This is a genomic window from Streptomyces sp. NPDC002701, from assembly GCF_042889045.1.
Taxonomy (GTDB): domain Bacteria; phylum Actinomycetota; class Actinomycetes; order Streptomycetales; family Streptomycetaceae; genus Streptomyces.
This window is the reverse complement of sequence record NZ_JBIAQL010000001.1, coordinates 581,359-594,797: the sequence shown is the minus strand read 5'-3', so window position 1 is coordinate 594,797 and position 13,439 is coordinate 581,359. Positions and strand designations below refer to the sequence as shown.

At 74.0% G+C, this 13,439-nt stretch carries 11 protein-coding genes; 7 read left to right on the top strand and 4 right to left on the bottom strand.

All coding sequences use genetic code 11. The annotated features are described in order from the left end of the window. Positions 1-232 precede the first annotated feature (232 nt). Together ACFYXC_RS02510 and ACFYXC_RS02505 are read left to right on the top strand one after the other, a co-directional pair. Positions 233-2,407: a molybdopterin oxidoreductase family protein gene (locus ACFYXC_RS02510; RefSeq protein ID WP_389545963.1), complete on the top strand. Its 2,175-nt coding sequence runs from the start codon at positions 233-235 to the stop codon at positions 2,405-2,407. A 345-nt stretch (positions 2,408-2,752) separates the two neighbouring features. Beyond that, positions 2,753-3,658 (top strand): aminoglycoside phosphotransferase family protein, encoded by a 906-nt coding sequence (locus tag ACFYXC_RS02505; protein ID WP_389545960.1) that lies wholly within the window; start codon positions 2,753-2,755, stop codon positions 3,656-3,658. A gap of 40 nt (positions 3,659-3,698) precedes the next feature. Here ACFYXC_RS02505 and ACFYXC_RS02500 read toward each other — a convergent pair whose 3' ends face one another. Continuing rightward, positions 3,699-4,298 carry an NADPH-dependent FMN reductase gene (locus ACFYXC_RS02500; RefSeq protein WP_389545957.1) on the bottom strand — a complete coding sequence of 200 codons (600 nt, stop codon included), beginning with the start codon at positions 4,296-4,298 and terminating at the stop codon, positions 3,699-3,701. A gap of 279 nt (positions 4,299-4,577) precedes the next feature. On the opposite strand from ACFYXC_RS02500, the gene ACFYXC_RS02495 reads away from it, so the two are divergent. Further along, positions 4,578-5,102 (top strand): hypothetical protein, encoded by a 525-nt coding sequence (locus tag ACFYXC_RS02495; RefSeq protein WP_388908691.1) that lies wholly within the window; start codon positions 4,578-4,580, stop codon positions 5,100-5,102. Positions 5,103-5,222: 120 nt separating this feature from the next. Further along, positions 5,223-5,879: a class F sortase gene (locus ACFYXC_RS02490; protein ID WP_389545954.1), complete on the top strand. Its 657-nt coding sequence runs from the start codon at positions 5,223-5,225 to the stop codon at positions 5,877-5,879. A gap of 3 nt (positions 5,880-5,882) precedes the next feature. Here ACFYXC_RS02490 and ACFYXC_RS02485 read toward each other — a convergent pair whose 3' ends face one another. The 3 genes from ACFYXC_RS02485 to ACFYXC_RS02475 all read right to left on the bottom strand — a co-directional run bounded on the left by ACFYXC_RS02485 (position 5,883) and on the right by ACFYXC_RS02475 (position 8,880). Then, positions 5,883-6,665 (bottom strand): sulfite exporter TauE/SafE family protein, encoded by a 783-nt coding sequence (locus ACFYXC_RS02485; RefSeq protein ID WP_388908695.1) that lies wholly within the window; start codon positions 6,663-6,665, stop codon positions 5,883-5,885. A 111-nt stretch (positions 6,666-6,776) separates the two neighbouring features. Continuing rightward, on the bottom strand, positions 6,777-7,427 hold the full coding sequence (locus ACFYXC_RS02480; RefSeq protein WP_389545950.1) for a response regulator: 651 nt from the start codon (positions 7,425-7,427) through the stop codon (positions 6,777-6,779). Between the two features lie 76 nt (positions 7,428-7,503). Next, entirely contained in the window at positions 7,504-8,880 is a 1,377-nt protein-coding gene (locus ACFYXC_RS02475) for a sensor histidine kinase (RefSeq protein WP_389545947.1), read from the bottom strand. Between the two features lie 220 nt (positions 8,881-9,100). Between ACFYXC_RS02475 and ACFYXC_RS02470 the strand changes: the two genes are divergently transcribed. Genes ACFYXC_RS02470 through nirD form a run of 3 tightly spaced genes read left to right on the top strand, consistent with a single transcriptional unit; the run spans position 9,101 to position 13,373 of the window. Further along, positions 9,101-10,363 (top strand): NAD(P)/FAD-dependent oxidoreductase, encoded by a 1,263-nt coding sequence (locus tag ACFYXC_RS02470; RefSeq protein WP_389545944.1) that lies wholly within the window; start codon positions 9,101-9,103, stop codon positions 10,361-10,363. Further along, positions 10,363-12,999, top strand: a complete 2,637-nt coding sequence (gene nirB, locus ACFYXC_RS02465) for a nitrite reductase large subunit NirB (RefSeq protein ID WP_389545941.1) — start codon at positions 10,363-10,365, stop codon at positions 12,997-12,999. Before ACFYXC_RS02470 ends, nirB begins: the two co-directional genes overlap by 1 nt. Beyond that, positions 12,996-13,373: a nitrite reductase small subunit NirD gene (gene nirD, locus ACFYXC_RS02460; RefSeq protein ID WP_388908705.1), complete on the top strand. Its 378-nt coding sequence runs from the start codon at positions 12,996-12,998 to the stop codon at positions 13,371-13,373. Before nirB ends, nirD begins: the two co-directional genes overlap by 4 nt. The last annotated feature ends 66 nt before the right edge of the window (positions 13,374-13,439 follow it).

The window sequence follows — 13,439 nt, the reverse complement described above, 5'->3', positions numbered from 1 at the left end:
GCGGGGGCCCGGGGGGGGGGGGGGTGTGGGGGGGGGGGCCCCCGCCGCCGGGGGGGGGGGGGGCGGGGGCGCCCGGGGGGCGCGGGGGGGGGGCCCCCCCCCCCCCCCCCCCCGCAGCCGTCGCTGTCGGGGCGGCCCTCACGGCCGTCCCGGCCGGGCGGGGAGGTCCCCGTGCCTGCCACGTAACGGGGTGCGTCGCGCCGCGTAACACGTGCGACGCACGCTGAGTCGTATGCAGACCTCCGTGACGCCCACCCACTGCCCGTACTGCGCCCTGCAGTGCGGCATGAATCTGACGCCCGTGCCGGGCGAGGACGGCGGCAGCGCGGTCGAGGTGACGGAACGCGCCGACTTCCCGGTGAACCGGGGCGCCCTGTGCGGCAAGGGCCGCACCGCGCCCGCGCTGCTCTCCTCCCGGGTGCGGCTGACCTCCCCGCTGATCCGGTCGTCGGACGGCGTGCTGCGGCCGGCCGGCTGGGACGAGGCGCTCGACCGGATCGCCGAGGGGCTGTCCCGTACGCGTACGGAGCACGGCCCGGACGCGTGCGGGGTCTTCGGCGGGGGCGGGCTGACCAACGAGAAGGCGTACGCGCTCGGCAAGTTCGCCCGGGTCGTGCTGGGCACCTCGCAGATCGACTACAACGGACGCTTCTGCATGTCGTCCGCGGCGGCCGGCGGCATCAAGGCGTTCGGCCTGGACCGGGGGCTGCCCTTCCCGCTGGAGGACATCCCGCGGACGGGGTGCGTGATCCTCGTCGGCTCCAACCTCGCCGAGACCATGCCGCCGGCGCTCCGCTACCTCACGGAGTTGCGGGAGAACGGCGGCAAGCTGATCGTCGTCGACCCGCGTCGCACGCGCACTGCCGAGCAGGCCGACCTGCATCTGGCGCCCCGCCCGGGCACCGATCTCGCGCTGGCGCTCGGCCTGTTGCACCTGGTGGTGGCGGAGGGGCGTACGGACGAGGCGTACATCCAGGAGCGTACGAGCGGCTTCGGGGAGGCGCGGGCCGCGGCGATGGCCCACTGGCCGGAGTACGTGGAGCGGATCACGGGGGTGTCCGTTCCGCAGCTCCGGGAGACCGTGCGCATGTTCTGTGAGCCCGAGTCCGCGATGGTGCTCACCGCGCGCGGGCCCGAGCAGCACTCCAAGGGCACGGACACGGTCGGCGCGTGGATCAACCTGTGTCTGGCGACCGGGCGTCCGGGGCGGCCCTTCTCCGGGTACGGCTGCCTCACCGGGCAGGGCAACGGGCAGGGCGGGCGGGAGCACGGGCAGAAGGCCGACCAGTTGCCCGGCTACCGCAAGCTCGACGATCCGGCCGCCAGGCGGCACGTCGCCGAGGTGTGGGGTGTCGACCCCGACGCGCTGCCGGGGCCCGGGCGCAGCGCGTACGAGCTGCTCGACGCCATGGGTACGGACATCCGCGCGCTGCTGCTGATGGCCTCGAACCCGGTGGTGTCCGCGCCCCGGGCCGCGCACATCGAGGAACGGCTGCGTTCGCTCGACTTCCTGGCCGTCGCCGACGTGGTGCTGTCCGAGACCGCCGAGCTCGCCGATGTCGTGCTGCCCGTCACCCAGTGGGCCGAGGAGACGGGCACGACGACCAACCTGGAGGGCCGCGTCCTGCTGCGCCGACAGGCGATCACGCCTCCGGACGGCATCCGGAGCGACCTCCAAGTGATGCACGAGCTGGCCGACCGGCTGGGGGTGGAGAAGGGCTTCCCCACGGACCCGGAGGAGGTCTTCGAAGAGCTGCGCCGGGCCAGTGCGGGCGGGCCCGCCGACTACTCGGGCATCACGTACCGGCGCCTCGCGGAGGAGAACGGGGTGTTCTGGCCGTGTCCGGCGGAGGGTGCGGCGGCGGAGTCCGCCGGACCCGGGACCGGTCCCGGACCCGGGACCGGTCCCGGACCCGGACCCGGTCTCGGGGCCGGTCCGGGCGGGGTGCATCCCGGCACGCCGCGTCTGTTCCTGGAGCGGTTCGCCACCGCGGACGGCCGCGCCCGGTTCGTGGCCGTGAGCCATCGGCCGCTGGCGGAGGAGCCCGACGACGAGTACCCGGTGCTGCTGACCACGGGCCGGGTGGTGTCCCAGTACCAGTCGGGCGCCCAGACCCGTCGCGTCGACGAGCTGAACGCCGCCGCGCCCGGTCCCTTCGTGGAGCTGCATCCCCGGCTGGCCGAGCGGCTGGGGGCCGTGGAGGGGGAGCCTCTCGCGGTCGTGTCCCGGCGCGGGCGGGCGGTGGCACCGGCCCGGATCACCTCCGCGATCCGGCCCGACACGGTGTTCATGCCGTTCCACTGGCCGGGCGAGGGGCGTGCCAACACGCTGACGAATCCGGCTCTGGACCCGACGTCGCGTATGCCGGAGTTCAAGGCGTGCGCGGTGCGCTTGGAGCGGCCTTAGCCGACCGGGGGGTGGCCTTCGGCCCGGTGGGGTGGCCTTCGGCCCGGTGGGGTGGCCTTCGGCCCGGTGGGGGTGGTCTGAGGCCGGTGGGGCGCTGCGGGCCGGTGGGGGGCTGATCGCGCAGTTCCCCGCGCCCCTGACGGGGCGAAGGCTGAGCGCGCCGTTTTCCGCGCCCCTGACGGGGCCGTCTGGGGCTGGTGGGGTGGGTGGGTGGTTACGCTTCGGGTGGTCGGGGTCCGTCAGGGGCGCGGGGAACTGCGCGGGCGGCCACGACGCGGTCGCACCCGGCGTCCCGGCCCAGCCCTCCCCCACCCCCTGCCCCTCATCCCCACCCCACGGAGACCCATGGCGCCCGCGGCCAAGATGAATCCCGGCGAGTTCGACATCGACGCCGGGCTCGTGGAGCGGCTGGTCGGTGAGCAGTTCCCCGCGTGGGCCGGGCTGCCGGTGCAGCAGGTGGTGTCGGCCGGGACCGACAACGCCATGTACCGGCTCGGCGACGACCTGGTCGTACGCCTGCCGCGGCAGCCCGGCGGAGCGGGCCAGGTGGAGAAGGAGCAGCGCTGGCTCCCCCGGCTCGCCCCCCACCTCCCGCTGCCCGTCCCCGTACCGCTCGCCGAGGGCGCACCCGGACAGGGGTACCCGCTGCCGTGGGGCGTCTTCCGCTGGCTGGACGGCGAGAACATCTACGACGCACCGCTCACCGGGGAAGCCGAACTCGCCCGAGCGGCGGCCGAGTTGGGACGGTTCGTCGCGGCCCTGCGCGGGGTCGACGCCGCCGATGGTCCGCCGTCCTGGCGTGGCGGCCCCCTCACCGACGACCTCCCCGTCCGCGCCGCCATCCGCGACCTGGGCGCGGACGGCACGCTGGACGGGGACACCGCCACCGCCGCCTGGGAGGACGCCCTGCGGCTGCCCCGGTGGACCGGCGCCCCCGTCTGGCTGCACGGCGACCTGCTGCCCGGCAACCTGCTGGCCCGTGGGGGCCGGCTCAGCGCGGTCATCGACTTCGGCGGCCTCGGCACCGGCGACCCGGCGGCCGACGTGCTCGCCGCCTGGGCCGTGTTCACCTCCGAGACCCGCCCCCTGTTCCGCGAGGCGGCCGGCGTCGATGACGCGACCTGGGCCCGCGGCCGGGGCTGGGCCCTGTACTTCGGGCTGACGGCGGAGCACCACTACCGGGTCACCAACCCCGTGCTCGCCGCCGTGGCGCATCGGGCGGTGTCCGAGGCGCTCGCCGACGACGCATAGCCGGCACGGCTCCCCCTCGGCTTCCCCCCTCAGCGCCCGCTCAACTCCCGTACGGGCGCACCGCCTTGGCGTCGCGCAGCGCGAAGGCCCACCACGCCAGCTGGTCCAGCATCGCCTTCGCCGCCGCGTCCGGGCCCGACGGGTCCCGGTGCCGGCCGGCGTCGTCGAAGGACGCGCCGGCGTTGTGGAAGGACACGGTGTCGCGGACGGTGACGGCGTGCAGCTCGGCGAAGACCTGGCGGAGCTGTTCGACGGCGCGCAGGCCGCCCGAGACGCCGCCGTAGGAGACGAAGCCGACGGGCTTGGCGCGCCACTCCTCGTAGTGCCAGTCGATGAGGCCCTTGAGCGAGGCGGGGAACGAGTGGTTGTACTCGGGGGTCAGGACGACGAAGGCGTCCGCCCCGGCGAGCTTCGGCGTGACCTTCGCCAGTTCCGCGGTCACCTCCGGGGACGGGGAGTGGGACAGGGCCGTCGGCAGCGCGGCGTCGGCCGTGTCGACGACCTCGACGGTGAGGTCGTCGCGCTCACGGAACCGGCCGAGCAGCCAGTCGGCGACGACAGGACCGAAGCGGCCCTCCCGGTTGCTGCCGACGATGACGGCGACCTTGAGCGGGACAGGAACGTCAGTGGTGGGGTTCATGGCCGCGAGCCTCACATCTCAACTTAACTTGAGGTCAAGCCCCGGACCCGGTCACCCGTTCACACGTGCCGCCCGCTCTCTTCGGGTTCTTCTCGCCCGCACCTCGCCGTCACACCGCTGACCTGCTGGAACGTCTCCGGGTGGCGCGACGGGGACCTCCGTCCGACACCCGTTCACCGCACTTCTGACGTGACATCAGGAGGCGTACGCCCTCGACTGCCACTTACCTCGGGAGGGCAGGGCGTGACCACGTACGGAACCCTCGGAGGAGCAAGCACGATGCGCACAGCCCGTCTGCTGACCGGTACCGCTCTCGCCGTCGCCGCGGCGGGCCTCTGCGCGGCCCCCGCGTACGGGGCAGGCGCGGGGTCCATCGAGCTGTACCCGGCCACCGTCGCGCCCGGCGCCGAGGTCACGGTGAACACGGCGGCATGCGGGGCGAACGACGCGGTGTCGGGTGACGCCGGCGCCGTCGGCGCGGGCAGCTTCACCCTGGTCCCCAGCGCGCACGAGGGCGCCGCGGTCGGACTGTTCGAGGTGCCGCCGTCCGCGCAGCCGGGCACGTACGAGATCGTCGCGCGCTGTTCGAGCGGCCTGCGGATGACGGCCGACCTGGTCGTCACGCTCACCTCCACCCAGGAGAGCAGCCCGGGGCTCACCCCGCGGGGAAGCGTGAAGACGGGGGTCGGCGGCGCACTCGGCCCCGACCCCGTGCAGACCGCGGCGGGAGTGGCGGCCCTCGCCGTCGCCGCCGCGGGCGGTACCTGGCTCCTGCATCGCCGGGCGAGAGGCGACGGGATCTGACGGACACCCTCCGCTGTCCACCGGTACCGCCGTCCCCTCCCCCTCCCGGCCCGACGCCCCTCGCGGCCCGGAGGGGGACGCGGGACCCCCACAGCCGTACAGAACCGAGAGGCGGCTCACGTGCGCCCGTTCAGCAACATCTCCATAGCCGCGGCCACCCTCGTCGCCCTGCTCTGCGGCACCTGGCTGCTGCACCGGGGCGCGGAGACGCACACGCCGCCCCAGCCGTCGGCCGCGCAGGCCCGTGCGGGCGGGCACGTCGGCCGGCCGGCCGCCACCGCGCTGCCGCACTCGCCGCCGGACCGCGTCCGCATCCCCTCGATCCGGGTGGACGCCCCCCTCATGGGCCTCGGGCTCACCCCGCAGGGCAGCCTCGACGTGCCGCCCGCGGCCAGGAAGAACCTCGCCGGCTGGTACGAGGCCGGTACCGCGCCGGGCGAGACGGGCACCGCGATCGTCGCCGGCCATGTCGACAACGCCGAAGGACCCGCCGTCTTCTACCGCCTCGGCGCCCTGGAGAAGGGCAGCACGATCGAGGTCGGGCGCCGGGACGGCGGCGTCGCCCTCTTCTCCGTCGACGCGGTCGAGGTGTACGACGCCCGCGACTTCCCGGACGAGAAGGTGTACGGAGCGGCACGGCGTCCGGAGCTGCGCGTGATCACCTGCGGGGGCGGCTGGTCGGCGGTGACCGGCTACCAGGGCAACGTGGTCGTCTTCGCCCACCTCACCGGCAGCCGTCCGGCAGCGGGGGCCGCCTCCGGTCCCGCCCGCCGGTAGCGCTCAGCGCCAGAAGTCGTACGCGAGCTTCGCCACCAGCGCGAACACCACCGTCAGCAGCACGACCCGGACGAATCCGCTGCCCTTCTTGAGCGCGGTGTGCGCCCCGACCATGCCGCCGACGAGGTTGAACACGGCCATCAGCGCGGCCAGCTGCCAGAACACCGTGCCCTTCCAGGCGAACGTGGCGAGGGCGCCGGCGTTGGTGCAGCAGTTGACGATCTTCGCGGTGGCGGAGGCCGTCACCAGGTCGAGGTGGAGCAGCGCGGTCAGGGCCAGCACGAGGAACGTACCCGTGCCGGGGCCGATGAGCCCGTCGTAGAAGCCGATGCCCAGGCCGCCGAGCCCGATGGCCGCGAGGACGCGGCGCGGGGTGACGGGCTCGGTCGAGGGCGCCGTACCGAAGGCGGGCCGCAGGATCACGAAGGTGCCGACGCCCAGCAGGACGACCATGACGACCGGTTTGAGGATGTCGGTGCTCATGCCGGTGGCGACGAAGGCCCCGGCCGTGGAGCCGGCGAGCGCCGCGAGGCCGATCCGTACCGCCGTGCCGACGTCCACGGGTGCCTTGCGCGCATACGTCACCGCCGCGCCGGTCGTCCCGACGATCGCCACGGCCTTGTTGGTGCCGAGCGCGTACTGGGCGACCGAGCCGGAGTTCGGCAGCCCGAGCAGCAGCGCCGGGAGCAGGAGCAGTCCGCCGCCGCCCACGACCGCGTCGATCCAGCCGGCCGCGAGCGCGGCGAGGCACAGGACGACGATCATGGTCAGTGAGATGTCGGGCATGATCGCGACCCTATGGACGAGGTAGATGTGCCGTCCATGGATCCCGTGAAGCTTGAGGGACTTCTGAGCTTCCGGGGCCCGGCCGGGAGCCGGGACGGTCGCCCCGGGGGGTCAGCCCGTCGTCTCCAGGTAGCGCAGGACCGCGAGGACCCGCCGGTTCTGCGTGTCGGAGGGCGGCAGGCCGAGCTTGCCGAAGATGTTGGCGATGTGCTTCTCCACGGCCCGTTCCGAGACGGTGAAGGACGCGGCGATCGCGTGGTTGGTCCGCCCCTCGGCCATCAGCGCGAGCACGTCGCGCTCGCGGGGTGTGAGGGCGTCCAGGGCGGTGGCGCGGCGGCTCGCGCCGAAGAGCTGGGCGACGACCTCGGGGTCGAGCGCGGTCCCGCCGGCGGCGATCCGCTCCAGCGCGTCCACGAACTCGCCGATGTCGACGACCCGCTCCTTGAGGAGGTAGCCGACGCCGCCCGGGCTGGTGCCCAGGAGCTGGGCGGCGTACTTGGTCTCGACGTACTGGGAGAAGATCAGCACCCCTGTGCCGGGGTGGTCCGCGCGCAGCCGTACGGCCGCCCGGAGCCCTTCGTCCGTCTGCGTCGGAGGCAGCCGGATGTCGACGACGGCGGCGTCCGGGCGGTGCTCGGCCACGGCGGTCAGCAGCGCGTCGGCGTCCCCGACGGCCGCGGCGACCTCCACGCCCCGCAGTTGGAGGAGCTGCACCAGGCCGTCGCGCAGGAGGGCGGAGTCCTCGGCGATGACAACGCGCATGTGCCCCTCGTGGTGGTCGGTACGACGGTCCGGTACGGCGGTTCAATACTGCGGCTCAGTACTGCGGTACTGCGGTTCAGTACGGCAGTTCGACGGTGACCACCGTAGGCCCTCCCGGCGGGCTGTCGCAGGTGAGTGTGCCGTCGACGGCCCGTACCCGGGTGAGCAGGCCGGTGAGCCCCGAGCCCGCGCCGATCGCCGCGCCCCCGCGGCCGTCGTCGCGGACGCGGAGCCGGAGCAGTCCGTCGCGTGCCGTCACCCGCACCGTGGCACCCGGCGCACCGCTGTGTTTGGCCGCGTTGGCGAGGAGTTCGGCCGCGCAGAAGTAGGCGATGGACTCCACGGCGGGCGCCGGACGGGGAGACCCGACGTCCGCGAAGACCCCGACGGGCAGCGCCACGTCCGCCGCGAGGGTGGCGAGGGCCGTGTCCAGGCCCTGGTCCAGTACGGGCGGATGGATGCCCTTGACGAGGTGGCGCAGGTCGGCGATGGCCTGCTTGGCGTTGCCCCGGGCGGTGTCGACGACCGTGAGGAGCTGTGCGCGGTCCGCGTCCGCGCCGATCAGCTCCCGGATCATGGTCAGATGCATGGCGAGCCCGACGAGCCGGGCCTGGGTCCCGTCGTGCAGGTCGCGTTCGATCCGCCGGAGGGTGGCCGCCGCGTCGTCCACGGCCTGGGCGCGGGTCTCCTCCAGGGTGCGGATGCGGCGGTCCGCGCCGCTCGGGCCGAGCGTGGCGGCGAGCAGCAGGCGGTGCGGGGTGAGGGCGTGGCGGGTCAGCCAGGGCGCCGCCGACAGGAGCAGGAGTCCCGCAGCCACCGGGATCAGCCATCGTGGCCAGGAGTCGAGCTGGAAGCCGAAGACCTCAAGCGACACCTGCCGTACGGAGTCCCCGTCCCGCACGGTGTGGTGGTTCCACCGCTTGAGCAGCGGGTGCAGGGCCGCCTGGATCCCGTATCCGTACGCGCCGAGGGCCGTCGCGTACGCGAGCGCCGCCGTGACGGGCACGCCGAGCGCGCAGCCGACGGCCCGCCAGCTGGTCCGGCCGAGGAGCAGAGCCCGCCGCCGGCCGAGGACCCCCTGTGCCGTGGGGGTGGGCGGCTCCTCGATCGTCATGCGCAGCAGCCGGCGTGCCAGGAACCGTTGCAGCGCCCCGAGCGCGAGCGCGCCCCGCACGGTCAGGGCGAGGATCCACAGCCCCAGCGTGGTCACGGATAGGACCCCGCCGACGAGCAGCCCCGCGAGTGTCAGCAGGCACCCGGCGAGGGCGAGCGGGAACGCGATCACCGAGTAGAGCAGGGCGGCGAGGGCCCGCGGGCGGAAGGCGGCGAGCGGACGGCCCGCGGTGGTGGCCGCGGCGCGGGCCGCGAAGGAGCCGGCCGTCCGGCCCACGGCGCGGACCCGTCCGTCGAGAACGTGCCTGCCGACGACGTCCGGCCGGGGTTCCTGGCCCATGTCCGCTCCTCCGTCCGAGTCTTTCCGGCGTGATCCGGCGTGATCCGGTGCGACCAGCCTGCCGTGTCCCGGCCCGGCGATCGATGGTGCTCGCACGGAAGCCAGGGGTTCGGTTGACCGAACCCCTCACATCCGGACCCGGCTCCCGCTGAGGGCAGCGTTCCCCGCGGGAAACAGTCGTGATGCGGCCGGGTAACACCCGCACCGCACGCTGCCGTACATGACCTCGAATACGCGTGTGGTGGTGATCGGCGCCGGCCTCGCGGGCGTACGTCTCGCCCGCAGGCTCGGAGAGCTCGGCGTGTCCGCCGTACTCGTCGGCGAGGAGGAGCACACCCCGTACAACCGGGTCCTGCTCGCGGAGGTCCTGGCGGGGCGGTACGCCCCCGAGGTCATCTCCCTCCCGTCGCCCGAGCGGCTGATCCGTGGCCGGGTGGTGCGCGTCGACCGCACGGAGCGGCAGGTGCACCTCGCCGACGACACGGTGATCGCGTACGACACCCTGGTCCTCGCCACCGGCTCCAACCCCGTGCTCCCGCCCCTGCGCGGCCTGTTCGGGCCCGGCCGGCACGAGCTGCCTGCGGGCGTGCACGCGTTCCGGACGATGGACGACTGCCTGGGCCTCTCGCAGGCCGTGCGGCAGGACACCCGGGCCGTCGTCATCGGCGGCGGGCTGCTCGGCGTCTCGGCCGCCCGCGCGCTCGCCGAACGCGGCGCGCAGGTGGTGCTGGCCCAGCAGGGCGAGCGCCTGATGGAACGTCAGCTCGACCCGTCGGCCTCCCGGCTGGTGCTGCGGCATCTGGAGGACCTCGGCGTCGAGGTGCACACCGAGAGCCGGGTGCGCGGTGTGCGCTGCGTCGAGGGTGCGGTCCGCTCGGTCGAGATGGCCGACGGGTACGCCCTCGGCGCCGACCTGGTGGTGCTGGCCTGCGGGGTGCATCCGCGCGTGGGTCTCGCCCAGGACGCGGGTCTCGCCGTGCACAAGGGCGTCATCGTCGACGACGAGCTGCGCACCTCCGACCCGCACGTCCGGGCGATCGGGGACTGCGCGCAGCACGACGGCCAGGTCTACGGCCTGGCCGCCCCCGCGCTCGAACAGGCCGACGTCCTGGCGGGGTTGCTGGCGGGGACCGCGGCGGCGGGCGCCGCTGGTTACGGCGGCACCCGCGCCCTCACCCGGCTGACCCTCTCCCCGGGCAGTCCCCTCGGCTCCGGCGGCCCTCTCGGCTCCGGCGGCCCCCTCGACCTCGCCGCCTTCGGGGAGCAGACCCCGCTTCCCGGTGACGACGTCATCCAGCTCACCGACGCGACCCGCGGCACCTACCGCAAGGTCGTCGTCCGCGACGACCGCCTGGTGGGCGGGGTCCTCGTCGGCGAGCTCGGCACCGTCGGCGCCCTCGCCCGCGCCTGGGAGGGAGCGGAGCCGCTCCCCGCGGACGGCGCCCCGCTGCTCCACCTGCTCACCAACGATGGAGGCTCCTGATGTCCACGACCGCACCTGTGGGGACCGGCCCCCGCCCCACGATCGTGCTCGTCGGCCACGGCATGGTCGGCCAGCGCTTCCTCGAAGCGCTCGCCGAGCGCGGCCTGACCGCCACGCACCGCGTGGTCGTGCTGTGCGAGGAGCCGCGTCCCGCGTACGACCGCGTGCAGCTCACCTCGTACTTCTCGGGCCGCACTCCCGACGAACTGTCCGTGACGGACCCGGGGTTCATCGCGGACCACGGCATCGAGCTGCACGTCGGGGACCCGGCCGAGAGCGTCGACCGGGCCGCCCGGAAGGTCACCGCCCGCTCCGGTCTGGTCGTCGGCTACGACACGCTGGTCCTCGCCACCGGCTCGTTCCCGTTCGTGCCGCCCGTACCGGGCAAGGACGCCGAGGGCTGTTTCGTCTACCGCACGATCGAGGACCTGCTCGCCATCGAGGAGTACGCGACGGCGCGGGCGACGACCGGCGCCGTGGTCGGCGGCGGGCTGCTCGGACTGGAGGCGGCCGGCGCGCTGAAGGGGCTCGGACTCGCCACGCACGTCGTGGAGTTCGCACCGCGGCTGATGCCCGTCCAGGTCGACGAGGGCGGCGGCGCGGCGCTCCTGCGCACCATCGAGAACATGGGCCTGACCGTCCACACCGGCACGGGCACCCAGGAGGTCGTCACCGGCGAGGACGGCGCCGTGACCGGCATGAAGCTCTCCGACGGCTCCACGGTCGCCACCGATCTGGTGGTGTTCTCGGCCGGCGTACGCCCCCGTGACCAGCTCGCCCGCGACAGCGGGCTCACCGTGGGCGAGCGCGGCGGCATCAGCGTCGACGAGCAGTGCCGTACGGTCTCCGACCCGCACGTCTTCGCGATCGGCGAGTGCGCGCTCGCCGCGGACGGCCGGGTGTACGGACTGGTGGCCCCCGGCTACGAGATGGCCGAGACGGCCGCCGCCACGATCGCCGCCGACGGGGCCGCCCGCACCGACTCCGCCGAGGCGGCCTCCTTCACCGGCGCCGACCTGTCGACCAAGCTGAAGCTCCTCGGTGTCGACGTCGCCTCCTTCGGCGACGCGCACGGCACCGCCGGCGACTGCCTCGACGTCGTCTACGCGGACTCCCGCTCGGGCACGTACAAGAAGCTGGTCATCGGGCCCGGCGGGGAGCTGCTCGGCGGCATCCTGGTCGGCGACGCGGAGGCGTACGGCACCCTGCGGGCCTTCACCGGCTCGGTGCCCCCGATCGCCCCGGAGCAGCTCGTCCTCCCGGCGGGCGCGGGCGCGCCCGTCCAGCTCGGGCCGTCCGCCCTGCCGGACGAGGCGATCATCTGCTCCTGCCACAACGTCACCAAGGGCGCGATCCGCGGCGCGGTCACCAAGCACTCCTGCACGACGGTCCCCGAGGTCAAGAAGTGCACCAAGGCCGGTACGGGCTGCGGGAGTTGCGTCAAGGTGCTCGGCCAGCTCGTCACCTCCGAACTGGAGGCGGGCGGCGTCGAGGTCGACAAGGGCCTGTGCGGCTGCTTCTCCCAGACCCGCGAGGAGCTGTACGAGATCGTCCTCGCCCTGCGCGTCTCCTCGTACCAGCAGCTGCTCGACCGGTACGGGCGCGAGGGCGCGCGGGGCGGCGACGGCTGCGAGGTCTGCAAGCCCACGGTCGGCTCGATCATCGCCTCGCTCGCGCCCACGATCGGCGCCGAGAGCTACGTCCTGGCCGGTGAACAGGCCGCCCTCCAGGACACCAACGACCACTTCCTCGCGAACCTGCAGAAGAACGGCTCGTACTCGATCGTGCCGCGCATCCCCGGCGGCGAGATCACCCCCGAGAAGCTCATCGTGATCGGCGAGGTGGCCCGCGACTTCGGCCTCTACACGAAGATCACGGGTGGTCAGCGGATCGACATGTTCGGCGCCCGCGTCGAGCAGCTCCCGCTGATCTGGGCCAGGCTGGTGGACGCCGGCTTCGAGTCCGGGCACGCGTACGGGAAGTCGCTGCGGACGGTCAAGTCGTGCGTCGGGCAGACCTGGTGCCGCTACGGCGTCCAGGACTCCGTGCGCATGGCGATCGACCTGGAGCTGCGCTACCGGGGACTGCGCTCCCCGCACAAGCTCAAGTCGGCGGTGTCGGGGTGTGCCCGCGAGTGCGCGGAGGCCCAGTCGAAGGACTTCGGCATCATCGCCACGGCCAACGGCTGGAACCTGTACGTCGGCGGCAACGGCGGCGCGACCCCGCGCCACGCGGACCTGCTCGCCCAGGACCTGTCGGACGCCGAACTCATCCGGCTCGTCGACCGGTTCCTGATGTTCTACATCCGCACGGCCGACCGCCTGGAGCGCACCTCGACCTGGCTGGAGCGGATCCCCGGCGGCCTGGAGCACGTCCGTGACGTGGTCGTGGACGACTCGCTGGGCATCTGCGAGGAACTGGAGTCGCTGATGACGGCGCACGTGGCCGCCTACCGCGACGAGTGGGCCGAGACCATCAACGACCCCGAGAAGCTGTCCCGCTTCGTCTCCTTCGTCAACGCGCCGGACACCCCCGACCCGGTCGTCGGCTTCGTCCCCGAACGCGACCAGATCAAGCCCGACCTGCCGCTGCTGACCATCGGCACCCGCCCCCTGGAAGGAAGCGCCCAGCGATGACGCTCGCCCCCGAGACGACGACGCTCACGGTCCGGCTCCGGCCTGCCGGAGCGACCGGCACGACCGGCACCGGCGACGACTGGTTCGCCGTGTGCGACCTGTCCGTGCTGCTCCCCGGCCGGGGGGTGGCCGCGCTGCTGCCGGACGGGCGGCAGGTGGCGCTGTTCATGGACCGTTCGGGGCGGCTGTACGCCATCGACAACCGCGACCCGTTCTCCGGCGCGGCCGTCCTCTCCCGCGGTCTCACCGGCTCCCACCAGGGGCGGCCGTTCGTCGCCTCACCGCTGCTCAAGCAGCGGTTCGACCTGGCGTCGGGCCTCTGCCTGGACGACGAGTCGGTACGCCTGGCGACGTACGAGGTGCGGGTGGGGTAGGGCTCCGCCCGGGGCGTTGCCGGGTGCGGCCCGGATGTGGCTGGTCGCGCCGTTCCACGCGCCCCT